General features: G+C 57.7%; 20 protein-coding genes and 3 pseudogenes. 12 read left to right on the plus strand and 11 right to left on the minus strand.

Annotation, left to right across the window (positions count from 1 at the left end):
- Positions 1–55: 55 nt before the first annotated feature.
- From ACFXS9_RS09075 to ACFXS9_RS09085, 3 genes are all read left to right on the plus strand, one after another.
- Positions 56–1,498, plus strand: coding sequence for an outer membrane protein (locus ACFXS9_RS09075; RefSeq protein ID WP_392687714.1), 1,443 nt, complete (start codon positions 56–58; stop codon positions 1,496–1,498).
- 375 nt (positions 1,499–1,873) lie between these two features.
- Positions 1,874–3,097, plus strand: coding sequence for a cation:proton antiporter (locus ACFXS9_RS09080; RefSeq protein ID WP_392687717.1), 1,224 nt, complete (start codon positions 1,874–1,876; stop codon positions 3,095–3,097).
- A gap of 195 nt (positions 3,098–3,292) precedes the next feature.
- Positions 3,293–3,559: a hypothetical protein gene (locus tag ACFXS9_RS09085; protein WP_392687720.1), complete on the plus strand. Its 267-nt coding sequence runs from the start codon at positions 3,293–3,295 to the stop codon at positions 3,557–3,559.
- 381 nt (positions 3,560–3,940) lie between these two features.
- Here ACFXS9_RS09085 and ACFXS9_RS09090 read toward each other — a convergent pair whose 3' ends face one another.
- The 10 genes and pseudogenes from ACFXS9_RS09090 to ACFXS9_RS09135 form a co-directional block, all read right to left on the minus strand.
- Positions 3,941–4,129 (minus strand): hypothetical protein, encoded by a 189-nt coding sequence (locus ACFXS9_RS09090; protein WP_392687723.1) that lies wholly within the window; start codon positions 4,127–4,129, stop codon positions 3,941–3,943.
- 296 nt (positions 4,130–4,425) lie between these two features.
- The gene (locus ACFXS9_RS09095; RefSeq protein WP_392687726.1) at positions 4,426–5,583 is read right to left on the minus strand and encodes an HlyD family secretion protein; all 1,158 of its coding nucleotides are present in this window, start codon (positions 5,581–5,583) and stop codon (positions 4,426–4,428) included.
- A complete protein-coding gene (locus ACFXS9_RS09100) occupies positions 5,580–5,945 on the minus strand; it encodes a DUF3302 domain-containing protein (protein WP_392687729.1) in 366 nt (121 codons plus the stop codon). The genes ACFXS9_RS09095 and ACFXS9_RS09100 overlap by 4 nt, the downstream gene beginning before the upstream one ends.
- A gap of 218 nt (positions 5,946–6,163) precedes the next feature.
- A complete protein-coding gene (locus ACFXS9_RS09105) occupies positions 6,164–6,985 on the minus strand; it encodes a c-type cytochrome (RefSeq protein ID WP_392687731.1) in 822 nt (273 codons plus the stop codon).
- Positions 6,972–8,601: pseudogene (locus tag ACFXS9_RS09110) on the minus strand (cbb3-type cytochrome c oxidase subunit I). The gene ACFXS9_RS09105 and the pseudogene ACFXS9_RS09110 overlap by 14 nt, the downstream one beginning before the upstream one ends.
- Entirely contained in the window at positions 8,591–9,061 is a 471-nt protein-coding gene (locus ACFXS9_RS09115) for a cytochrome C oxidase subunit II (protein ID WP_392687734.1), read from the minus strand. Before ACFXS9_RS09115 ends, ACFXS9_RS09110 begins: the two are co-directional and overlap by 11 nt.
- Positions 9,062–9,135: 74 nt before the next feature.
- Positions 9,136–9,351: a hypothetical protein gene (locus ACFXS9_RS09120; RefSeq protein ID WP_392687737.1), complete on the minus strand. Its 216-nt coding sequence runs from the start codon at positions 9,349–9,351 to the stop codon at positions 9,136–9,138.
- A gap of 13 nt (positions 9,352–9,364) precedes the next feature.
- A complete protein-coding gene (locus tag ACFXS9_RS09125) occupies positions 9,365–9,904 on the minus strand; it encodes a molybdopterin cofactor-binding domain-containing protein (protein WP_392687740.1) in 540 nt (179 codons plus the stop codon).
- 45 nt (positions 9,905–9,949) lie between these two features.
- Positions 9,950–11,674 carry a molybdopterin cofactor-binding domain-containing protein gene (locus tag ACFXS9_RS09130; protein ID WP_392687743.1) on the minus strand — a complete coding sequence of 575 codons (1,725 nt, stop codon included), beginning with the start codon at positions 11,672–11,674 and terminating at the stop codon, positions 9,950–9,952.
- Positions 11,614–12,084 carry a (2Fe-2S)-binding protein gene (locus ACFXS9_RS09135; RefSeq protein ID WP_392699691.1) on the minus strand — a complete coding sequence of 157 codons (471 nt, stop codon included), beginning with the start codon at positions 12,082–12,084 and terminating at the stop codon, positions 11,614–11,616. Before ACFXS9_RS09135 ends, ACFXS9_RS09130 begins: the two co-directional genes overlap by 61 nt.
- A 574-nt stretch (positions 12,085–12,658) precedes the next feature.
- Here ACFXS9_RS09135 and ACFXS9_RS09140 point away from each other — a divergent pair.
- From ACFXS9_RS09140 to ACFXS9_RS09165, 6 genes and pseudogenes are all read left to right on the plus strand, one after another.
- A complete protein-coding gene (locus ACFXS9_RS09140; protein ID WP_392687746.1) occupies positions 12,659–14,098 on the plus strand; it encodes an OprD family outer membrane porin in 1,440 nt (479 codons plus the stop codon).
- 204 nt (positions 14,099–14,302) lie between these two features.
- The gene (locus tag ACFXS9_RS09145; RefSeq protein ID WP_392687749.1) at positions 14,303–14,635 is read left to right on the plus strand and encodes a c-type cytochrome; all 333 of its coding nucleotides are present in this window, start codon (positions 14,303–14,305) and stop codon (positions 14,633–14,635) included.
- A 242-nt stretch (positions 14,636–14,877) separates the two neighbouring features.
- Positions 14,878–16,571 (plus strand): annotated as a pseudogene (locus ACFXS9_RS09150) (di-heme-cytochrome C peroxidase).
- Between the two features lie 77 nt (positions 16,572–16,648).
- Positions 16,649–18,148 carry a DUF4331 family protein gene (locus ACFXS9_RS09155; protein ID WP_392687752.1) on the plus strand — a complete coding sequence of 500 codons (1,500 nt, stop codon included), beginning with the start codon at positions 16,649–16,651 and terminating at the stop codon, positions 18,146–18,148.
- Positions 18,149–18,155: 7 nt separating this feature from the next.
- Positions 18,156–19,316 (plus strand): hypothetical protein, encoded by a 1,161-nt coding sequence (locus ACFXS9_RS09160; RefSeq protein WP_392687755.1) that lies wholly within the window; start codon positions 18,156–18,158, stop codon positions 19,314–19,316.
- A complete protein-coding gene (locus tag ACFXS9_RS09165; protein ID WP_392687758.1) occupies positions 19,313–19,525 on the plus strand; it encodes a hypothetical protein in 213 nt (70 codons plus the stop codon). The genes ACFXS9_RS09160 and ACFXS9_RS09165 overlap by 4 nt, the downstream gene beginning before the upstream one ends.
- 416 nt (positions 19,526–19,941) lie before the next feature.
- On the opposite strand, the gene ACFXS9_RS09170 is transcribed toward ACFXS9_RS09165, so the two are convergent.
- Positions 19,942–20,412, minus strand: a complete 471-nt coding sequence (locus ACFXS9_RS09170; RefSeq protein WP_392687761.1) for a hypothetical protein — start codon at positions 20,410–20,412, stop codon at positions 19,942–19,944.
- Between the two features lie 260 nt (positions 20,413–20,672).
- Between ACFXS9_RS09170 and ACFXS9_RS09175 the strand changes: the two genes are divergently transcribed.
- The 3 genes and pseudogenes from ACFXS9_RS09175 to ACFXS9_RS09185 all read left to right on the plus strand — a co-directional run bounded on the left by ACFXS9_RS09175 (position 20,673) and on the right by ACFXS9_RS09185 (position 22,627).
- On the plus strand, positions 20,673–21,020 hold the full coding sequence (locus ACFXS9_RS09175; RefSeq protein ID WP_392687764.1) for an HdeA/HdeB family chaperone: 348 nt from the start codon (positions 20,673–20,675) through the stop codon (positions 21,018–21,020).
- Positions 21,021–21,099: 79 nt separating this feature from the next.
- A pseudogene (locus ACFXS9_RS09180) lies at positions 21,100–21,412 on the plus strand (urease accessory protein); the annotation flags it as partial.
- Positions 21,413–21,643: 231 nt separating this feature from the next.
- Positions 21,644–22,627 (plus strand): DUF3616 domain-containing protein, encoded by a 984-nt coding sequence (locus ACFXS9_RS09185; RefSeq protein WP_392687767.1) that lies wholly within the window; start codon positions 21,644–21,646, stop codon positions 22,625–22,627.
- The last annotated feature ends 40 nt before the right edge of the window (positions 22,628–22,667 follow it).

The raw sequence follows: 22,667 nt of genomic DNA on the forward strand, positions 1-22,667 counted from the left end.
GGAGGTGGTAGTTGCAATATGCTTCGGAGTTGTGGCCGACCCTCAGGAGGCGACAGTGCAGAAAATTTTCCTTGCAGGCATCGCTGCTGCAGGATTGTTGAGCGGATCTGCTCTTGCATCGGACTTGCCTGCCAAAACCCCGATTTACAAAGCTCCAATCGCAGCGCCGCCTTATAATTGGTCAGGGCTTTATGTGGGGGCCAACTTCGGCGGGGGATGGTCCAGCGGCAGCCTGAACATTCTTGGCAACAATCTGTATGGCGGCCTTAGCGAATTCATTGGCGGCCTGCAGGCGGGCTATAATTTCCAGGTCGGTCACCTTCTATTTGGTGTCGAAGGTGATTTCGATGGTGCCAGCTTTAGTCATCCGGTCCTCTCTACCCCAACATTAGGTTATGTGGACCAGCGCTGGATCAGCACCGTGGCGGCCCGCGTCGGCCTCGTGAATGATCGATGGCTCGTATTTGCCAAGCTTGGCGGCGGCTGGGTGCACAGCAACGCTACTTTGAACCTCCCTGGCACAGACTGGAACGGATCCAACACCACCAGTGGCTGGTTAGTTGGCGGCGGGCTCGAATACGGTTTCAAGTCGCATTGGACGGTCAAACTCGAATACGATTATCTCGGGCTATCAAACTGGAATTCTCCCACGGTCCCTTCGGTGGCTTTGAACCGCGACCTTCAAATGGTCAAAGCCGGGATCAACTATAAATTCCAGAGCGGCGTTTCCGCTGCGGCAGAGCCATCGACCGCCGGGGGGTCTCATGAGCCTTCGGAAGATCTTCAGAAGGCATCACAGAATCCGATTGCGGACCTGGTCAGTGTGCCGTTTCAAAGCAACACCAATTTCAACGCCGGGCCATTCAATCGTACCCAAGAAGTATTCAATATTCAGCCCGTCGTGCCAATGCACTTAAGCGATGACTGGAACCTGATCTCGCGCACCATCATTCCGTTGGTGAGCCAGCCGAATCCGCTGTTCGACAGCAACACAAATGGCATTGGCGACATTACTCAATCGTTGTTTTTTTCTCCTGCGCACCCGGGCAAACTTATCTGGGGCGTTGGTCCAGTCTTCACCGTTCCGTCCGCCAACGATCCCATCCTCGGTACCGGTAAATTCCTGTTTGGCCCAACGGCCGTCTTTCTGACGACACCGGGACATTGGGTGATCGGTGTATTGCTCAATAACCAGTGGTCGGTCGGCGGCAATCCACTACGACCGCCCGTCAACACCTTCCTCGCCCAGCCCTTCCTCAACTACAACATGGCGCACGGCTGGTACTTGACCACAGCCCCCATCATCACCTCGAACTGGCTCGCGGCATCGGGCGAGCAGTGGACTGTGCCGGTCGGCGGCGGCTTCGGTCGAGTTTTCAGAATGGGTGATCAACCAGTGAATGCATCGATTGCCGCCTATTACAACGCGATACGTCCGACAGGCACTCCGGCATGGCAACTGCGGGCCTCTATCGCACTGCTGTTCCCTGTCAAATGACGGTGCGGCCGGGCGCGTAATCTGCGCTATCCGATTTCGGCCCCATCACGCTGTCAACCGAGGGCAGGAGCACGCTAGCAAGTCTGGCTCGATCTCGGGATAAAATGCCGAAAGTGCATAGCGTATACGCTGCGCTTGGATCAACTTGTTGCCGAAGATCTCTAAGCGAGTCGCCCACGTCGGCGCTGTCGGCCTTTGGCATCGACCGTACGGCGTCCGCGGCTTTTGGTATTGGGGGCGGCGCCATAGCAGCTACGGTGGTTGCCGCGGTCGACAGAGCCCGCCTGCCTCCTGCTTGGCGAACTGGTAACGGCAATTGTCCAGAACAGTCGTGCTGATGACACGAGCGCAGTGTCGTGGGGGCACCGTCGGAAGATGATCAGCTTTCTCCGCGACTACCTGTTCACCATGCCAGTGCTCGCGAAGTTCGCGGTAGGGATGGTGATGCTAGTCGTTATCCCTCGCCTTTCCCGCCGAGTGCACATTCCGGCAACTGTGGGGCTGCTGCTCGGCGGCGTTATCGTCGGACCGTATGTTCTCGACATCTTTGGCAAGGTCCGGCCGATCGCGGATTTCCTGGCGGAGCTCGGCAAACTGCTCTTGATGTTTTTCGCTGGCTTGGAGATCAATCTCGCGCTATTTCAACGAGCCCGTGACCGCTCGATCGCCCTTGGCATCGCCACAACCGTGTTTCCTCTATTGCTCGGCACCATCGTTGGGCTTTCCTTCGGGTACGGCGTGGTTCCGGCGATTGTGATCGGATCGCTGTTGGCTTCGCATACACTGCTTGGGTTAACCATCGTGAGCCGTCTCGGCCTCGGAAACCTGGAGTCGGTGACAGTTGCGGTCGGCGCCACGGTGATGTCCGACACCCTGTCGCTCGTGGTATTCGCGATTTGCGTTTCGATTTACACGACCGGCTTCTCGCCGGTGGGGCTCGCGATCCTTATAGCGGAAATCGTTGGCTATATCCTGCTGGTGCTGTTCGGCTTGAGCCGTCTTGGAGCCTACGTGCTCAAGCGAGTGGAAAATGAGGAGGACGCATACTTCATTCTTATGCTGAGCATCATGGCAATCGCAGGCGTACTTGCGGATGCGATCCAGCTGCCGGGCATCGTAGGGGCGTTCCTCGCGGGACTCGCCATCAACGCTTCAGCACAAAAAGCGCCGGCAAGTCTCAAGCTTGAGTTTTTGAGCAAATCGTTCTTCATCCCCATCTTCTTCGTTGTTACCGGTTTCTTGATCGATCCGATCAAGTTTGTTCTTGGGATTTTCGACGACTTCTTTCTCGTCGCCAGTATCGTTGGAGCCCTGCTTGTCGGCAAGTGGATAGCCGCCTGGGCCGTGGGTCACGTGTTCGGCTATAGCCAGAACGAACGACTAAACGTCTGGTCGCTCACACTGCCGCAGGTTGCTGCAACGCTTGCCGCGACATTGGTCGCCCATGACACGCTCAATTCGGGCGGCCAGCGCCTCCTGGACGATCGTATGTTCAATGTCGTGCTTGTGCTTGTGTTCGTCACATCAGTGCTTGGTCCGCTTCTGACGGAGCGGTTTGCATCTCGTTTGACTGCCGATAAACACGTTCTCACCGATTGAACTTCAACGATTTGCGGCGACCGAAAAAGGAATTGGCGTGCTCGGTGCGAGCAGTTGGTGATCGATTTCAAAGCTGCTGCCGGAAATCTGTCGGGGCTGTAAGTCCGTTTTCGCATAGACGAGAGCAGTCCGTTCCCATGGAATACGTGTCCAGATGGGCCGTCGCATGGAAGAATAGGATAAGGAGTTACGAGGATGGCTATTTCAGTCTCGATGTTCGCCTTGAGTTCGCAGCTGGTGGTCGCGGTTGCCAATGGAGTGCCGGTATTCGACGTTACACGTACATGCAAGCTCGATTTGGCTGCGACGGCTGGACTTTCGAACACCCAATCCGTAAAGGCCTGCATAATGGATGAAAAGCGAGCGCAACGGCAGCTCGGGAGCGAGTGGTCGAAATATCCGGCGTCAAGCAAGGCACAATGCATTCCGCTGGAGAGCGTCGGAGGCACTCAAGCTATGTAAGTTTGCAAACGTGCCTGCAAATGAACCAGTGGGCTCGCTAGTTTGCATTGCACGACATGAGCCTACTAACGCCGGGCGAAACTCTGTTGCTGTAGTGCATCATCTACTGTCATCGCGATCCAGCCAGGGCCCGAAAGGCCCTGCTTTTTTGCCATGTCGTTGACCGCATCGACAATGTCGGGTGTGAGGGTAAGTTGATGATGACGTCCAAACCGCTTTCGAGGCTATACACCAGCCTCGTGACTTGGCCGGAGAATCGCGCGACACGCGCAGCTTTTTCAGTGTCGGTCAACGAGGCTTCTTGAACAACCATTGGACAGTAGGCACCGATAAGGTGATCAACTATCAGTCGCTTGGGCATGCCTTCGCGCCGAAGGGTGGCTATGCGGCGCTGAGTTGATTGATATCGACCATTACGTTGGCGTTGGGGAGCAGGCCTTTGATCTGCTCGAGCTTGGCTGGAGCATTTGGCTTGAACGGAGACGGACATTCGAATTTATCCGCAGCGACAGCCGGTACGACCGTGAGCATAGAGAAAGCGAGACTTAGCAAGCGTGCAAAGCGGGTCATGATGTCTCTCCGGCTTTGGTAGCGGTTACTCCTGAGTTCGAAAATCGAGTATCAGGTTTGCTCACCTCGTTTTCGAGTCGGACATTCATGATCATCTATCGTTCCATCTGTCGGGGCCGCCGTTTACGACGAGATACAATCGAGCAAACACCAGTAGTTTAAGTTTCAGTACGCTCGCCCTACAGTCCAAGCAGGTATGTGGCGAAGAGAACTGCGAGCGAGCCATCGCATGATTGCGATCGCTATCATCATGCTCGTACGCGTCAGGCTGCCGAAGAAGATCAGGAACAGCGCCCTTAGATATCGAGCGGGTAGACCCAGTTGAACCAGGAATGAGCACGGATTGAGATTTTTCGAAGTACGGCCCATGCACCGTGCTCACCGCCTGTATAGATTGCAGCCAAACCCTGTGCCCCGATTGGGAACTTGGATTGATCAGCGTGGTCAAGTCGTATCTTCACGGCGTATTGCCCTTGGGGAACATTTGGCGGCGGCTGCTGGAATTTCGGAATATCGTCGCTCGGCAAATATTGTCCTATGCCATTGCCGCGCCAGATGCCGTCCACAGTCCCACGGAAGATTTGACCGGGATAAAGGTCGAGTGCCACTTCGACCGACTGGCCCGGCTTCACGTATTTGAGGTTCTCCTGGAAATATGTTGCGAGCAGATAGCGGTCTGCATCCGCAATAAAGGCGGCGATGCCGCCGACACGGATTGTGCCGGCCACCATTCCGGGGCGGACCTGAAGGTTGATGATATGACCGTCCTCCGGCGCCGTCATAGTGGTGTTATCCAGATAGTATCGCGCCAGCTGAAGTTGCGATTCCATGTTGGCGACCGTCGTGTTGACACCGTCAATTTCGGATTTGTATTGCAGATTGGCGCGTTCGAGTTGGGCCAGTGCCGCTTCGTTGGTTGCCTCGGCCGCATTCACTTTGGTCAGCCACTCCTCCACCGTTTCTTCGCGCACCGCCTGCTCCTGTGCCAGCTTGTCGAAGATCCGCTTCTGGTATTGAGCGTACTCTAGCTCCACCTTGGCCTTCCTCGCGCCCTGGGACGCCGCGTCGACATCCGCCTTCAACACTTTGACGTTTTGCTTGGCCGCGGCGAGCTGCGCGGAGATCTGGTCGACCTTGTACTGGTAGGGACGGCGATCGAATTGAAACAGAGGCTGGCCCTTCTTGACCGCGGCGCCTTCCTCGACAAGCACTGCGTCAACAAGCGTTGGCTCTGGGAGGCGGGGAACGAGCTGGATCGTTCGTTGAACGACAGTTGCATTGGCGGAATTCGGCGTAACGAATCGGAGGCCTATCACGAAAACAAGCAACAAATGGACAACAAAGAAGCCGAAAATAACGCCCCAGCCGGGCGTAAGCCTGAGGAGCTTGAAGCGGAAAAAAACAAGCCAGAACACGAGTGACGCAAATGCAAGAACGAGAAGAGCAACCATCATGGCGCAGATTCTCCTTGCTGCGGTTCCGGTGCCGTGATGGCCGCCGGCGCCTTGCCGGTCAATTTTGCGATCGTCGCTTCGGTTTCGGTTCTCCGCTCCTTTGGCAAATAGCGGACATCGATCACGGTGGTCGGCCTAAAGGCCCAGGCCAGCGCCTGAATCCACGGCACGACCGCCATAAAGCCAACCCAGCCCATCAGATAGACCGCCTCGGCTTCCGGATGGTTGCGGGCGATGGCGATTCTTCCGGGAAGGCCAAGCATAAACACAACGAAGCCGAGTCCGACGGCGGTTAGAAAAAAGAGCGACAGGAAGGTTGCATAGTCCCAGAAGTCGAGAGAAAAACCTAACAGGGCTTCCATGGCGTTCCCCTCTGATGGTAGAACCAGCGCTTCGCGGGATGGAGTCCACCATTCGCGTCTCACTGACGAAGTAACGATATTCTCAGAACTATTTGTGTGACTATGCAAATTCGGAATGCCCGGCAGCTTTTCGCCAGAGTCTCAAAGTCGCGCAAGTCGAACGTCACGCGATCCGACGACGGCGAAGCGAATATTGTTTTCGTCACAAGGCGTCTGTTCTAGCGTCCACCGGTATCGGAAATGCTCGAATAGTGGGCGGCCAACATCGCGATCTCTTCGCTGGTTAGTTGACGGGCAACGCTTCGCATCTGCTCACTAATATCGTTGCGTCGAGTCCCATCTTTAAAGGACTGCATTTGCAGCTCGAGATAAGCTCGCTGTTGTCCATCGAGACCGGGAGCGCCAGGCGTGACGCCAACCGGTCCGTGACACGATGCGCACGGCGCTATGCCGCGGAGTGGGGCGCCGACGTCAATCAGGCGGCGCGCCACCGTACTGGTCGAGCTTTGCGTGCTCACAGCGTCGCCAGACGGACTGGGCAGCAAGGCGTAGTGTGCGGCAAGATCCAGCAAGTTTTGATCCGACAAGGGGAAAACATATACCCCCATTAGAGCCGGGTCGCGCTTGCCGCTTTTGTAGTCATCCAACTGTTTGTAGATCGCCGCTGCGCTTTGCCCAGCCAGATTTGGTATGATCGCATCAGCGCTTATCCCCGCCGTGCCGTGGCAATCGTTACAGACCTGGGCCAGTGCGGCTCCCACACTGGCGTTGCCTTGTGCGAGCCGTCGACGCGTCTCTGTCGTCCATGCAACCTGCGAAGCGGGCTGGCCTGCTATTGGCGCCGATATCCGTGCATTGCCATTCGGCAGGCCGACGGCGCGGCAAATGGCGGCCCAGAGGTCGAGCCCGTCGGCACCTCGCTGAGCGGAGGGAAGCCAGATGAAGCCAACCGCCAGCGCAAAAACAAAAAGCCCCGCGGTCGCGCCAATCCAAACGGCGAACCTGGTATCGCGCAAAACTGGTTGTTTACCGTCGGTCATTTTGCGAAACCGGGAAAGCGGATACGGCAGAGTTGTTGAGAAACACGAACTGCGCCAGCGGATAGCCATAGTTGGCAACGGTCAAGGCCAACACAAGCGCGGCCCATATCCCAAAGCTGTTCAGCGATTTTGGAAGCCGGCGGGGCGGGTTGACCGCGAGCGAAAACTTAAGAGGAGAGATGACGGCGGCTGGTCCGCGATGCGACGCCAGCAGCACGCCTATAAACAGAGCCGCCGATAAGACGAGAACGAAGCCGCCGATCGCCGATGCAGTGACCCAAACACCCTGCGAAGCCAACGCAGGATTGCTGAAATCGTAGTAAGCCATGCGACGAGGTTGTCCCATGACTCCGACAAGATGCCACGGGAGGGTAACGAGTAGCATCCCCACAGACCAGGTCCACAATTGAAGCCGAACGAGCTTTGGCGCTGCCAGCGGTCGGCCTGTCAACCGAGGCCAAAGTTCGTATGCGATTGCAAAGTACATGATAACGACCGCTCCACCGTAGATCAGGTGAAAATGGCCGGTAACCCATTGCGTATTGTGGACCGTCGAATTCAGTACGTAGCTCATGTTGATGATCCCGCTCGCGCCGCCAAGCCCCAGCATGACCATTGAAAACCCCGAGGCGAGCACGAATGGACGGTCCCACGGCAAGGCGGCGATCCAGCCGAACAGGCCTCGACCGCCGCGTAGCCGGCCGGCAATTTCAAGCGAGGCGCAGATCGTGAAAACCGTGAGCAGGGTTGGCACCGCGACCATTCCGGTGAACACGGCATGAAGAAACTTGAAACCCGCTCCGACTTGGGGATCGACAAACAGGTGATGAATGCCGATCGGCATCGAAAAAGACCAGGAGCTGCACGAACGCGATGCGGCCCATCTTGTCACTGTACAAGCGACCGTCGGCGGCCTGCGGCAGCAATACGTAGAACGCGATGTAGGCGGGTATCAGCCAGAAATAGACGATGGCATGAAGCGTCCACGAAAACAGCACCCGGGCTAGCCCGGGATCGACCGTAGGGGTCCACCCGAGGGCGTTCGGCAGGATGAGGAACGCGATCTCCGCGCCCACTCCGAGTGATGTCCAACCCCAGAGGAGCGCGCCGACGGTCGTGGCAAACATCGCAAGGGGGATCGGCAGGCCGGGGTGATCGATCTTCCAGCGCCTGACGTGCCAGACCATAAGTCCAATCCAGACCCAGGTGCCAACCACCGCGACCAGAATGCCGAGATAATAGTATGGGCTCCCGAGCATAGGTGGATAGAACGTGTAGAGGACGGAAGCTTTTCCTGCGGCGACCGTTGCAAGGGCCATTGCCGCCCCCACGATCACCAGTGCAAACGAGATCCAGGCAAGAGGCAAGCCGCGCATCGGGCGGCCGAGCGATACCGCGCAAACCGCATAGCCGAACCCCATCGCGATCAGCGTCGGAAAGACATAGGCGAACGTTGTGCCGTGCGCGGTGACGGCGCGGTAATAAAGTTCCGGGGGTATCCATTGGTGGAGGGGACTGCGTACCAGCATTTGCCACGCACCAAGCGGAATCGCTACCGCGAAGGTGGCAAAGGCAGCCCAGAAATGGGCAAGGACAAGGCGACTGCTACCCTGCACAGGACGCTCTCGGTTGGCTACCGTAGGACTTCGTGAACTCCTGTCGATCAACGACCTTGACATGTGCCCACATGCCGTCGTGACCGACACTGCAAAATTCGTGACACGGCATCAAATGGTCTTTCGGCTTTTCGAATCGCGTGCGCACTTCTGCGATGAAGCCCGGCACCACCATGCTGTTCACATTCGTATCCGTGATGAGAAATCCGTGCACGACGTCCGGGCTGGTAACGCGGAAAACGACAGGCGCATTGGCGGGAACGACGATGCAGGACGGAACGAATGAATATTGCTGCGCAATGACGCGCACAATCACCGAGCCGTCGGGCTGAACCGCCGTGCCAAGATTTTCTTCCACGAATTCGCCGGCAAGATGAAGACGGCTGGCATCGATCGTTTCAACATTCGACGGAGGCTGGGCGGCGAAATGTATACTGCTGAAGATGATCCCGGCGAACACGAAACCAATTACGGCCGCAACGACATAGGCCCACCGCCGCTCAGACTCCTCGATGACATCATGAGGGAGGGTACTCATCCAACCTGGCCTCGCGGCACAAAAATGAAGAAATAGAAGGCAATCCAGATAGCGAGCAGCGCCGCCACCGAGAGTCCCGCAACTAGAGCGGCGCCGCGAGGCCCCTTCGCCGCTAACGCCAGGAGTTCGTCCTCGCTACCGTGGAACGCCACGTTCTCGCGGCTAAAGGCTGCCGAGACGTGGTCTTCAATTCGGTTCTCTGATGTCGGCATGGACTGCCTCCGGCTATCCGGGCTGCTTTGCGAGTTTCAATGCTGCCAGCACCTGGGCGGGTCTGAACGGAATCGAGCGCAGCCGCGCGCCTGTCGCGTCGAAAACCGCATTCGCGATGGCCGAGGGCACAACGGCCGTTGTGGGTTCACCTGCGCCCCAGGGGACTTCGTTCGGCCGGTCGATCAACTCGATAACGACATCGGGTACATTGGGGAAGGTCAGGATCGGGTAACTTCCCCAATTGAGACTGGTGACGGCGCTTCGGCTGAATGTCAGTTTCTCGATCATTGTGCGGCTGACCGTCTGTACGATATTCCCCTCGATCTGATTGCGTAGCCCATCGGGGTTGATGATCTGGCCGCAGTCGTGCACAGCAAATACGCGATCGACCTTGATCGCGCCCGTGGCGCGATTGACCGTGACGTCGGCGACGTTCGCGACATAGGTCCGCACCAGCTCATACTTCACGTAGGAAACACCGCGTCCACGCGCGAGCGAGCCGGCATCGCGCGGACGCGCGCCGCGGGGCTCCCACTTCGCGAGCTTTCGCAAACGCTCGAGCAGTTCAAGGCCGCGCTGATCGGTCAGATGACGCGTTCAGATCTCAAAGGGATCGCTCGCCGTAGCGGCGGCGATCTCGTCAAGGAAGCTCTCGTTGGCGAAGGTATTTTGCAAGCGGCCCGGTGCGCGTATCCACGCTGCAGGTAGCGGTTCGTTAGCGAGCCAGTACGCGGTCAACTTGCTGTTGGCAAAATTATATGGGATTCCCAGCCCAGCATTGTAGAACCCACGGCCTGAGCCGAACTTCGGGAGCTTTGCGAGCGTCGCCGCGAGTAGCGTCGCGCCAGAACGTTGCATCGGTTGTTCGTTCAGGAATATGTCGGCTTCCCATCGGGTGATCTGGCCTTCGCTGTCTACGTCGGCGCTGTAGTCGAGCAAGACAGGGGGGCATTTCGGATCCCAACCGTGCTCGTCGGCGCGCATCCATTGCAGCCGTACCGGACGGCCAATAATCGTTGCGATCAACGCTGCTTCGGAAGAGCAGTCATCGGAGCCATTCCGGCCATAGCAGCCAGCTCCCTCGATAAAAATGCAGCGGATGCGCTCCGGGGGCAGCTGAAGCATGGTCGCGAGTTGCGGACGCAACAAATGGCACGCCTGCGTGGGGGTCCAGACCGTGAGAAAGCCGTCCTTGAAGTCGGCAACCGCGCACGATGGGCCGATCGATCCATGCGTGTTCATCGTCATGTCATAGGTGGCCTGCAGCGTTTGGCCGCCCGGCTTTCGCGGCTCGCCGGCATTGCCGGCGCTCTGCAACACTTCGGTACGGTCGATTTTCGAGTTGCGTACCCAGTCAAAGAGCTTGGATTCTTCGGGCAAGCCGGCCCAGGCGGACCATGTCGCGACAATCGCGGTCGATGCCCTGATTGCGGCCCATTCGTTGGTGGCCACTACTGCGAGAAAATTACCCTTGCGGACTGCGCGAACATAACCGGGGATTTTCTTGCAGGCATCGTCGTTCCATCGTTCGAGTGTTGCGCCGACGGCGGCGGGGTGAACGACACGCGCATGCAGCATGCCGGGCAGCTTGTGGTCTTGGACGAAGTTGAAGGTCCCGAAGATCTTGGCCGGGATGTCGCGACGAGGCACGGGAGTGCCCACGATCGTGTAGTCCTTTGGGTCCTTCAGTGGCGCAGCGGGATCGATCTTCATGGCAAGCTTTTGCTCGCCGATCAGTTGCGTATACGAAAGCGTCTTGCCATCCGTCCGCGACGTGATCACTCCATCCCGGACCGTTAAAGCGTCCTTCGCCACGTTTAGATTGCCGGCAGCCTGTTGGAGCAAGGCTTCGCGGGCGGTGGCCGCCGCTCGCCGGATCTGCATGCCGCCGTCCTGTATCGTCAAGCTGGCGTATGTCGGTCCCTGGTTGGGTGTCAGATGGGTATCGCCCTGGATCATTGTTACGCGATCGAGTGACACCGAGAGTTCTTCGGCGGCGATCTGAGCGATCGCCGTGACAGCGCCGGTCCCGAGCTCCACCTTTCCCGAGTAAATCGTGACCGTGCCGTTTGCGTCGATCGAGATGAAGCCGCCGACTTCATCAGGCGACACGCTCTTGTCGTTCGGTCGCGTCGCAGCATTCGGTCGCGTCGCAGCATCAGCATCGATCGCATGGGAGGCTATGGCAAACGTAACCACAAGCGCGCCTCCGCGCCTCAAAAGGGCGCGGCGCGAAAGCAGCGGAGTAGCAGTATGCGCCGTCACGCCATCTTCTCGGCGGCCCGCATCACGGCGCGCAGGATACGGACATGGGTACCGCATTTGCACAGGTTTCCCGCAAGAGCTTGTCGGATCTGGTCTTCAGTCGGCCGTTTTGTTGTTGCGAGGAACGCGGCCGCCTGCATAATCATGCCGTTGATGCAGTAGCCGCACTGAGCGGCTTGCTCGTCGATGAATGCTTGCTGCACTGGATGTGGCTTCTCGGCCGTACCGAGGCCTTCCAGGGTTACGATTTCGGCGTCGGCCACCGCCGAGACGGGCATCACGCAGCTTCGCAGCGCTTCGCCGTAATAGTGCACCGTGCAGGCACCGCACTGTGCGAGCCCGCAACCGAAGTGCATGCCGTGCAAGCCGAGCTGGTCGCGCAGTGCGTACAGCAGGGGCATGCTGGGATCATCAGCCTTCAGGACGACGGCCTTGCCATTGACGGTCAACTTGATTGTTGTGGTCATCGTGCACTCAACCGAAAATGAGGCACCTTGTAATACGCGCTGGTTCAACTATCGCGCATCTCCGGCCTTCCTGGTTATTCGCAGATTGGTTGAATACTTCCGCAACCGCTATGCAATTTCGGCCGTCTCTGAAGGGTATCGCCACTTTCATTGGCTGCGGATCGGGCCCGGCGGTGGGTTGTTGGGGTCGTGATGCCGATTACGGATCCCGATTGGATGAGGCGGATCGGGTACTTGCCGCGAGATTCCTGGCTTTTGATTGCAGGCGCTGCTGCCATCGTACCGAAATTGCATAGTCACTTTTGCCCCAGTAAGTAGATTTGCCGCGGTCTAAGTCCCGGTTATTCGGGCGATTCGCTCCGCAGGCGCAGCCTGGGAGCAATGGCGAAAGAGATGAACTACCGAGGTATCGGGTCTGCCCGCAGGCAAATCGCAGGTTTCTACAGCTGCCAACTGGTTCTCGCGCGAGTTTCCGGCGATGACCTGGAACCAGTTTTCCTGTATCATCCACCGATGATCCGACGAGCCTAACGAGGTTGAATTACTCCGACAGCTATCCAGGGGCTGCGCTGCTATGCGGTCAGTCAGGTCGAAGCGAGATCGTCGAGGTCAGATTTCCATAGGGCTTCTTGCTGCAGGCTGGATTGGAATCGGATCAGTCGGCGTAGTCACGCGGTCTCAGGCTCAATCTCAGTTTCAGCAACTCCTGCCGGATCTGCGCAAGGAGGTTGCAGATCAGGATCGCTATTTCTGGACTGTAGAAAAAATCCCGCCCCAGCCATACATGAATGAGGTCTTTTGGCCTCGATATTCAGCCGACACTCCGAAATTCTTTAGCGAATCCTTGCTGCAGTTTGTAGCGCGGACGTTTTATTTGACGCGCGAAAATCTTGATGGATCGAAATCGCAAGCCTGGGCAGGCGGGGGCTGGCTGGCCTTTCGGTCGGGGCTTATCGCCGACATGTTTGGGGTGCAGGCAGCCTTTTATACCTCACAACCGATTTTCGCTCCGCTGGATCAGGGCGGCACGGTGCTGCTGGCCCCACCGCAAAATTCGATTGGTGTGCTTGGGCAGATTTACGGCCGTGTGCAAATTGGCGATCAGGAAATTCGCGGCGGGCGTCAATTGGTGGACACACCTCTCATCAATCCGCAAGACAACCGAATGCTGCCAAACACGTTTGAGGCAGCCACTCTGGTCTCGCTGCCGGACCGGGATCGGAACTACGACTACGCGGTCGGGTATCTCTGGAACATGAAGCAGAGAGACTCAAACGACTTCATTCCCATGTCGGACGCGTTGGCGAGCAATGGAAGCAATGGTGTCGTCAACCGAGGCGCGCCCTTCGGGATGCTCAAATATCAGCCGGTTGCCGGGCTCTCGCTGGTTGCGATGGACTACAACGTCCAGGACTTTATCAACACGGCCTTCGCCCAGTTGGAGTACGACTTCAGGCAGCCGATTGGAGCTCCAAATTGGATCGTCGGTGCCAACGTCACGAACCAGCGGAGCGTCGGCGCCAACCTGCTCACCGGGACACCCTTCCAGACCTATCAGGCATCTGCAAAGGTGCAGATGCTCTATTCCGGATGGACTTTGTTCGTCGTCGGTTCGATGAACGGCCCAGGCTCCAATACGATTTCGCTATTCGGTGGCAATCCCAACTATGCCTCCATGCTTCAATTGACGTTCGACAACGCCAATCAGAAGGCCGTTGGGGGCAGCATCGCCTACGATCTCGGCACGGTTGGACTTTCCGGACTTAGCATCGGAGCGTGGTACATGCATGGGTGGGACGCCATCAACACGAGCACTGGCTTGGGGATACCTGATCAGAATGAGCTGGATGTCTGGATACAATACCGCCCTACGGAAGGCCCGCTGAAAGGGTTTCGTCTAAGAGCGCAATACGCGAACGTCTGGCAACAAGGCAACGTGCGCAATACCCAGCCCGAATTGCAGGTAGTTATCGATTATACTGTGCTAATGCGCCCGCCCTCACCAGTGAGATAGGCCTGCAAGTCGTCAGTAATTTGCGGAAGCAAGTTTGCTGCAAAAAAGTTGGTGGCGTTCTTTCTATGCAGTTCGGCCACGCAAGTGGAGTCCGATCCTGCTAGGCCGCGCTCCCCTTTTGGGGCTCGACCAGCGCTAAACGTGCCGAACTTGCATAGCCCGCTTGCCGGGTTTGCCCCAATATTCGACGTCCTGAATCCATTCATGTTGTTCAGCTTGAAAGAAGTGACAAAGATGGCCCACAGGTTGACCGCAATAATCCTCGTTGCATCGTTCGGGGTTGCAGGCGCCACCCAAGCAGCCGGAAATGTGGCGGCGGGGAAGAACGAAGCCTTCGCATGCGGAGGATGCCACGGCGATATGGGCCAAGGGATGGGGCCGTATCCCGCGCTCGCAGGCAAGCCGGCAGCCGCGTTGGTCAAGGCTCTACAGGATTTCAAATCTGGCAGGGTCAATTCCGTGATGCACGGGCTGACGGCTTCGCTCAGCGACCAGGATATCGAGAACCTGGCGGCCTACTACGCATCGCTCAAGTGACGTTGGTTTGAGAGTAGCTTACGCCGAGGCGATAGGTTCGAGGTGCCGAAACTGCATAGTCACTTTGCAGGATTTGCCTCAGTATTCGAACTTCAGAGAGTCCCTGATCGTTGTCCCTTTCCCGGGTCAAATCTCTGCCGGATCAAGGAATTCTTGCGCGTCAACCAAGAATGCGGAGCGCTGCGATGAAGAAGGCAATACAAAAGCTCGGTATTGGGTCGTTGTTGGCGCTATCTGCGTTTATGCCCGCAAGCGCGCAACAGGCGCCGTCAGCCGACTCGGTCATCCTGCTCGACCAGGCATGGTCCAAGGAGGACCGGGAATGGTATTACAATTTCTCGCAGGGTTCGGCGATCATTTGGTATGACGTCTTCCTGAATCTCGAGGTCGCCGGCAGCCAGGAGTTATTCCGCTCGGATGCGAACAGCAGAGCCCACGGTCTGATTCCGCAGGCTGCAAATTGGAATAACAAGGATGGCATACCGATCGGGATAAGCAAGACAACGGTGGCTAAGCCGGTGAAGGGTTGGCCGGCAGGGGAGTATGCCGGCCTGACATGCGCGGCCTGCCACGAGGCGCAGTTGTCCTACAAGGGCAAGCAGATTCGCATCGAAGGAGGAGCCTCCACGACGGTCAATCTCCAGGGGATGATCCGAAGTCTTGATGAGGCACTTCAGGCGACCTTGAATGACCCAGCCAAGTTTGATCGTTTGGCGGCGCGGATCGGCGCAACGAGCGCGGACGCGAAGGACAAGTTGCGAAAGCGAATGGAGCCTGACGCTGCACGGGTTCACCGGTATGCCACTCGAACCTCGGTGACTACCTCACCCTGGGGGCCTGGCAGGATGGACGCTCTTACCATGATCGCTGACCGCGTGACGTCGACGCTGCCAGAAATTCCCGAGAACTGGTCCACTGGCTCGGCGCCCGTCAAACCCCCTTCCTCTGGAATGCGCCGCAGGGTTTGTGGACACAGTGGGCCGCTTTTCAGCAAGATCCAAGTCACCGCAATTTTGGAGAGACAGAGGGCGTGTATCTGCCCATCGACCTGACATCCAAAAGCCCAGCCGAAGGACTGTTCGACTCGAACGGCGCTATCCTCGAACTTATGCGAGTTGAGAACCTCTTGTCACGCCTGGCGCCCCCAAGCTGGCCGGAGGACGTGTTCGGCAAAATCGACCGCGACAAAGCGAAGGCAGGCAAGGCCCTGTTCACCGAGTACTGCGCCAGCTGTCACAATGCCTGGCCCTACCGGTGGACCGACGCGAACAAATACGGCAAGCGATTCATCTTGGTCGGAACCACGCCCGTAACATACGTGGGCACCGATCGCACGCAGCCCGAGGTCTTGAGGCCCTTCGCCCTCACTGGCCCGCTTGCCAAGTATCTTCCTGGAGAGTTCCGGGACAAACCGATTATTCCAACCAAGGACTTTCTTGCCATCCTTCAAGGCATCGTTCGCAACAAGGCAATCGAAAAGCTCAAGCTGACCGAAGAGCAAACTGCCAATCTCCATGGTTATCGGGAGTTGCCACCGCAGCCGATCCCCGAACTGGTCTACAAAGCGGCTCCGCGAGACGGAGTGTGGGCGACGCCACCCTTCATGCACAACGGGTCCGTGCCCAACCTCTACGAGATGCTGATTCCGGCCAAAGAGCGCACGAAGAAGTTTTACCGTGGACAGGAATTCGATCCCGTCAAAGTTGGTTTGGATACCACGCAAAGCTCCGGTTACCTCATGGATACCACTCTGCTCGGGAACTCGAATGCTGGTCATTCCTTCGAGGAAGGCCCGCGTGGCAACGGCGTCATCGGCCCGCTGCTGAAGGATGAGCAGCGTTGGGCGCTTGTCGAATATCTGAAATCCATTCCGGAGACGCCCGGCCGCGTAACGCCGTTTGGCGGTCCACCAGAAGGTCAGCTTCCTCAGAAGTAGCCGAGCCTTCCGTTAAAGCCATGACCGTCTCGGCCACAAGCGTAGTCGAGACGTGCAAATACAAATGGAGTAGAGCCATGTCGGATCATATCGATGGGCCGAGACAGATCGGTGATCCCTCGGCTGATCTGACGGATCTATTCGCATTCACGAGCCCGGAGAATCCATCGCGTACCGTGCTCGCCGCAAACATCTTTCCGACATGTGGGGTGGATGCCATTTTCTCAAACGCGATTAATCATTCGATCGTCGTTCGTCGCGCGAAGGTGGCAGGTGTCGGTGATGCGACCAAATTCGAAACGGCCGATCCCGAAGTGCGCTTCAGTTGCCGGTTCGGCGGACTTGAACGCGGCGCGGCGGACGGCAAGCTTGTCCAGCGCGGAACTTTCACTTTCCCCGATGGCCAGACCCTTCGTTTCCTCGTCGGCGACGAGAAGGGAACGTCCACGCCCGACGGCACTTTCCGCGTTTACGCGGGGATGCGCTCCGATCCGTTTATCCTGGCGTGGATACTCTCCTCAGGACTGAGGAAATTTCAAAACCTGCTGTTCAATGATAACGTGCTTAGCATCGTCGTCGAGTTCGACACGCAGCGCGTGCTTGATCCCGGCAAGGGATCCTTGTTCGCGGTGATCGCCGAAACGACGCCGATTCCGCGGCCCGGCGCATTTGTGGGGCACGAACCGGTACGCATGGATTGGGTTGGCCGTCCAGAGCAGACCAATATCCGCATGAACAACGCGGGACTGAAGGGCTCTGATGATATCCGCGACCTCTGGAATCAGCAGACCCCGTTCGCGATCGATGAAAAGCTTCGTCCGTTGTTTCTCCAGCGTCTGAAGGACAGCCTAGCCGAATGGGATATGCGCGATGGCAAGCAGGACTGGGTCCCGTCGGCATTGGCTGCGAACGCCAATATGTTTGTCGACGACTTTCTGCTGTTTGATGTCGCAAAGCCAATCATCGATGCCGGCCATCTGGAAATCGAGAGAAGTACCCTCAACGGAAAGGCCTATCAGACCGGTGGAGGCCGCACCGTCGACTCTGATGTCATTGATATTTTGCTGACTTGGATGGTGAACCGCGACCGCGAATTCCTGGAAGGCGGCACGACGAAGGCAACGAAGCCCGGAACCAAAAACTTCCCATACCTCGCGGCGCCGAATCTGGACCTGCAGGCGGTGGCAGAGACAGTGGACGTCAACGCAACGCCTGACAAGGTGTGGGAGCTGATAGGCCAGTTTGGCGTGGCCAATTGGCATCCTCTGATCGCACAGATTCGCGTGACTGGAACTGGCCCTGGTCAATTGCGCACGATTGAAACGGTCGACGGCAAGCAGATCATCGAGCGTCTCGACGCGGTCGATCCCGCTGGGCGGTTCTATCGCTATGCCAACGTCGCCGGTTTGCCGGTGGCAAACTACACAGCTATGCTGTCGGTGAAGCCCAATGGTGCGGGCAGTTCGGTTGAATGGCGCGCCCAATTCCTTCCGAACGGGCAGGGCACGATACTTGTGAAAGTCATGGTCTCGACGCTGTTCAAGGCTGGCCTGGACAGCCTCAAGTCTCGCTTCTGAGGTGACCATGACCGAATCTGCGGATCTCGATAGCGAGTGTTTCCAGACAACTGATGGTGAGATCGCCATCGTCAACCTGAACAGTGCGCGCCTGCGGTCCTGGAGCCGGTTCTATCAGGACCCGCGACAGCCCGGCGCCGCGGAAACCGTCCTCGAGCACGAGCAACTGACTGCGCAATTTGCCAGCGACCTGTCGGCGCTCGATCGTATGGAAGCATTCGCCGAACAACTCGGCCAGTTGGACGCATCATCGCCGCGCACCATGGTGATTCAGGCGCAAATCGCCTCGACGCTGCATCGCTTTTCAGATGCAAGGCACTATCTCGCACAAGCAAGCCTTGGCGGAGCTCCATCGGCAGACGTCAAGCGCATTTTGTTGAGTGTCGATCAGGCATGCGGCTCGCATCTGGAAGAGGTGCTGCAAGAGCGGCGCGCGATCGTCGCGAAATCCGGCCGTTTTGAAGAGCGTGTAGCGCTCGGTGCGCTGTTGGCAGATGTAGGCCAATTCAAAGCCGCCGACGAAATCTATCGGCAAGCCTTGCGAGGATACAACGATGTTTCGCCGTTCCCGGTGGCCTGGGTCTCTTTTCAATCAGGCATGCTTTGGGGCGAACTCGTACCTGAACCAGAATTGGCTCGCGCCGAGCACTGGTATCGCAAGGCAATTGTCAGCTTGCCTTGTTATGTAAGGGCGCGCGTTCATCTAGCGGAAATTCTTTTGGCCACGGGCCGGACAAATGAAGCGGAGGCGACGCTCAGGCCGGCGCTCGCCAGCGGCGATCCGGAGGTCTCGTGGAGGCTGGCAGACGTCCTGCATGCCCAGGGGAGCGCTGACGAGGCAGCTTCACATCTGGAAACAGCGCGATCCAGATTCGAGGCACTTTTGGACAAGCACTTGTTGGCATTCGCCGATCATGGCGCCGAATTTTATATCGGCAGCGGAAGCGATCCGTTGCGTGCACTAGAGCTCGCTCAGATAAATCTCAGGAATCGCCCGACGCTTCGTGCGTTCGAGCAGACCTACAGCATCGCCCTCGAAGCAGGCGAGACCGACGCCGCCAACGAAATTTCTGTGAAAGCGGCCAAGCGCTGGGGAAATACACCCGCGTTCCAATTGTCGTCATTTGTGCAAGGCTCACTGGAAGCCGGGAAAGGATTCGCCGCATGATCGTCGATCGTCGGGTTTTCGTCGCCGGCGCGGCCCTTGTCGCCTTTGCGCCCGCCCTTCGGATACTGCCGGCCGAGGCTGCCGTACCGGAATCGGCCGCGACCGAGCGACCCGCCTTCATGATAAGCGGCTGGAGCGAAGAAGTTGGCAGCGTCGACAACCAGGACTGGCTGAGGGTCGGTCTCGGGTGGAGGACCGCCTGGCGGTAGGCTTGTTAGCCAACGTCACAGTCACAGTGCGTGATGCGACGACGAGATTCGCTTCGCGCCGGGCCAAGCCAAGCGGAGATGGGAGGGGCGCCGTGAAACCATTCGTGAAATTTTTCGGTCTGGCCGCTATCACCATGGCGCTGGGCGCCGGCGCCCACGCGCAAACGGCTACCCCAGTGACCGCGATGCCCCCTGGCACCACGCAGGGGCCCTGGACGAGCGCGAAGCCTGGCAATTCTGGAAGCTATTGCAGTGCGGGCGAATATGCTGTTGGTATCGAGGTCGAGGTTGCACCGTCTGGGACCGGTCCCTGTGCTGAATGCGTTTCCAGACTTCGGGTCATCTGTCGGCGTTACGGGATATGATCCATCCGGCCGATTTGTGGAAGGCGGTCACTCGGTGATATCTCAACCCGCCTAATAATAATTGCGGAAATACTCGGCGGCATAAGGCGGGTTGCCCAGCATATCGACGGGATCGCCTTCCAACAGTGCGCTAACCTGCGTCTTGTAATCCGCGGAGACATCATCAGGTTGCGGTATTGGCTGGGCGAGAATGGCACGATAGCTTTGATAAGCGTCCTTGGTGCCGATGAAGATGCATACACAATGCTGCGGCTCGGCATAGAGATACCGGACGTCACCCCCGCCGAGGTTATGAATCACGAAGCGATGCGGCGGCAGCGCGTGCAGCGCCTTCTTGCCGGCGACATCGTTGGCGAAATGCACTTTGAAGCCCGCGGAGGACAGATAGAAACTGTTCTTGTCGAGGAATGGTTTGCTAGGCGGCTCTACAGCCAACAGCGAAAGGCATGGCATCAGGAAGATAGCGGATAGGACAGCCAGGGAGCTACGGCTTGGCAAAACCGGACGGCTTGTTGCCGGCATGATTTTGACACCCCGGTCCCGACGGCATCGAACTTAGAAAAGGAATCATAAGTAGCCTATGCAAAATCGGCATCGGGTGAGGATCCACTTTACAGTCCGGCGTACGGCGGCTGACTGTGATTGGCGGGAGCTAGCGAAACCGCATGAGGCGTTCTTTTCCCCACCCGGTTTGTGCCGAAAGTGCATAGCGCGGATTGGCGGTTCTGTCACAGTTCGACCGGACCTTCGCTTCGCCTGAAAGATTGCCCAGGGGTGACAAGATGCTGAAAGCACTAGCTACTGCGACGGCAGTTCTCGCTGCAGCAAGTTCGGACGTTCAGGCACAAACGGACCTCACGGCGTACGCGGATGCTAACGGTTACATTGACGTGCAGGTACTAACCTGTGCGGCCCTTGCAGGAACCTGGCAAGGCGATGCCGACAGGCTGACAAGCTGGTATAGTGGCTGGTACAACGGCCTTGCAAAGAAGCACTACTTCAACATAGTCCGCACGAAAGAGCTGGAACATGAGGTGATTGTCTATTGCAAAGCAAATCCGCAGATTCTGATCATCGAAGCGATCGATGTAATGCTCAAGCAAGAGAAACACAAGGCCGCCTTCAAGTGAAGTGACGATGGGATTTCGCGGTCGCAGAGTCTCGCGTCAGCAGGTTTTGTTGAATTTGGCTGTTTCAGTTGAGTACCGCGCCGCCCACGTGCGTGACCATGGCTTTCGCTGGCGCACCTTGCTGGTCGGGCTGATGCACTGCATGGCGGGTTCGGCGGCGCTACTGGTATTGGCGGTATCGCAGGCGTCCAAGCCTGTGGTCGGCCTCAGTTATGTCGCGCTGTTCTGGATCGGCTCGATGATCGCTATGGGGCCATGTCGACGTGATTGCCGTGCCGCTTGCGGTTTCCGCCCGCTGGCTGACCTGGGCCAATCGCGGTCTCCAGGGTGTAGTCGATCTCGCCATCATCGCAATCGGAATCATGACGGTGGTCGAGACTGTCCTGGCCTGACGCCGGTTGCAGCTTGCGCTGTGGGCTGATGTGGTGGAATCGGGAGTCATCGTTGCGAACGAAGGACTGAGGTTCAATCGTTTTCACACTATCGCGCAATGTTCGCCGACGCGCGCGGCATTGTAACCGGCCGCATCGCCGCATCTCTGATGTAAGATCGTATCCGTAGGCTTTCCAGTGCTGATAGCTAACGGAGCACCGCATGTTTCTTCGCGCCAGGGAGGAACGGCTATGAGGCGCCTCGCAATCATAGGATTAGTCCTAGCGATGTCCTGCAATACCACTGCAAGTCAGCAGAATGCGTCGATCAACGAATATTCGGGTATTTGCGATGCATCGGCTGCGGCCGCGCTTTCTGCGGAGATGTTTGTTGTCGCAAATGATGAAGACAACCTCTTGCGTGTCTATCGCTTCGACGAGCCGAATGTCGTGCAGGCATTTTCACTTGACCAGTTTCTGAAACCCGACCCCGACGAACCAGAGGCCGACATCGAAGGCGCCTCACGCATTGGCGATCAAATCTATTGGATTACCTCGCACGGGCAGAGCAGAAAGGGCAAGGACCGTCCAAGCCGGCATCGACTGTTTGCGACCACGGTAGCGATCCAAGATGGTAAGGTGACACTCACACCGGTAGGCACTGCCCACACGAACTTGCGAGCCGATCTGATCGCCGCGCCGCAGCTTGCAAAATACAACCTGACGGTTGCGGCCACCCTCGCTCCTGAGGATTCGGGCGGGTTCAACATCGAAGGTCTGGCCGCAGCGCCCGATGGTCGCCTTCTGCTAGGATTTCGTAACCCGATCACTGACGGTAAAGCACTGGTCGTACCGATCGAAAATCCAAAAGAGGTGGTCATGGGCAAGAAGGCCCAGATCGGAATGCCGCTCGAAATTATGCTCAACAGTCGAGGCATCCGCAGTATTGAATTTAACTCGGAGCGAAGCCTCTATTTTATTGTCGCCGGGCCTCACGATGAGGTGGGGTCTTTTGCGCCGTACACTTGGTCGGGACGACCGGGGCAAGAACCTGAGATTATAAATGGAATGAATCTCGGGGCGCTGAACGTGGAGGCAACCTTCTTTGCACCGGGCGACAGGACCCACCTTCATGTGATTAGCGATGATGGTGGCCACAAAATCAGTGGAACGGATTGCAAGAAAGTCGATCCTAAGGCGCAGAGCTTTAGAACAATGTCCCTGATCATTCCTTAAGAAAAACCTCCGCACTCAGCATTCGGCTTGAAAGCGGGAT

This window comes from Bradyrhizobium sp. RDI18, from assembly GCF_043203335.1.
Classification (GTDB): domain Bacteria; phylum Pseudomonadota; class Alphaproteobacteria; order Rhizobiales; family Xanthobacteraceae; genus Bradyrhizobium; species Bradyrhizobium retamae.

Excerpts from the sequence above, each read along its gene's own strand:
- ACFXS9_RS09080 (WP_392687717.1), top strand. The coding sequence starts at position 1,874 with ATGATCAGCTTTCTCCGCGACTACCTGTTCACCATGCCAGTGCTCGCG.
- ACFXS9_RS09085 (WP_392687720.1), top strand. The coding sequence starts at position 3,293 with ATGGCTATTTCAGTCTCGATGTTCGCCTTGAGTTCGCAGCTGGTGGTC.
- ACFXS9_RS09090 (WP_392687723.1), bottom strand. The coding sequence starts at position 4,129 with ATGACCCGCTTTGCACGCTTGCTAAGTCTCGCTTTCTCTATGCTCACG.
- ACFXS9_RS09095 (WP_392687726.1), bottom strand. The coding sequence starts at position 5,583 with ATGATGGTTGCTCTTCTCGTTCTTGCATTTGCGTCACTCGTGTTCTGG.
- ACFXS9_RS09100 (WP_392687729.1), bottom strand. The coding sequence starts at position 5,945 with ATGGAAGCCCTGTTAGGTTTTTCTCTCGACTTCTGGGACTATGCAACC.
- ACFXS9_RS09105 (WP_392687731.1), bottom strand. The coding sequence starts at position 6,985 with ATGACCGACGGTAAACAACCAGTTTTGCGCGATACCAGGTTCGCCGTT.
- ACFXS9_RS09120 (WP_392687737.1), bottom strand. The coding sequence starts at position 9,351 with ATGCCGACATCAGAGAACCGAATTGAAGACCACGTCTCGGCAGCCTTT.
- ACFXS9_RS09130 (WP_392687743.1), bottom strand. The coding sequence starts at position 11,674 with ATGCGGTACCCATGTCCGTATCCTGCGCGCCGTGATGCGGGCCGCCGA.
- ACFXS9_RS09135 (WP_392699691.1), bottom strand. The coding sequence starts at position 12,084 with ATGACCACAACAATCAAGTTGACCGTCAATGGCAAGGCCGTCGTCCTG.
- ACFXS9_RS09140 (WP_392687746.1), top strand. The coding sequence starts at position 12,659 with ATGCGGTCAGTCAGGTCGAAGCGAGATCGTCGAGGTCAGATTTCCATA.
- ACFXS9_RS09145 (WP_392687749.1), top strand. The coding sequence starts at position 14,303 with ATGTTGTTCAGCTTGAAAGAAGTGACAAAGATGGCCCACAGGTTGACC.
- ACFXS9_RS09155 (WP_392687752.1), top strand. The coding sequence starts at position 16,649 with ATGTCGGATCATATCGATGGGCCGAGACAGATCGGTGATCCCTCGGCT.
- ACFXS9_RS09160 (WP_392687755.1), top strand. The coding sequence starts at position 18,156 with ATGACCGAATCTGCGGATCTCGATAGCGAGTGTTTCCAGACAACTGAT.
- ACFXS9_RS09165 (WP_392687758.1), top strand. The coding sequence starts at position 19,313 with ATGATCGTCGATCGTCGGGTTTTCGTCGCCGGCGCGGCCCTTGTCGCC.
- ACFXS9_RS09170 (WP_392687761.1), bottom strand. The coding sequence starts at position 20,412 with ATGCCGGCAACAAGCCGTCCGGTTTTGCCAAGCCGTAGCTCCCTGGCT.
- ACFXS9_RS09175 (WP_392687764.1), top strand. The coding sequence starts at position 20,673 with ATGCTGAAAGCACTAGCTACTGCGACGGCAGTTCTCGCTGCAGCAAGT.
- ACFXS9_RS09185 (WP_392687767.1), top strand. The coding sequence starts at position 21,644 with ATGAGGCGCCTCGCAATCATAGGATTAGTCCTAGCGATGTCCTGCAAT.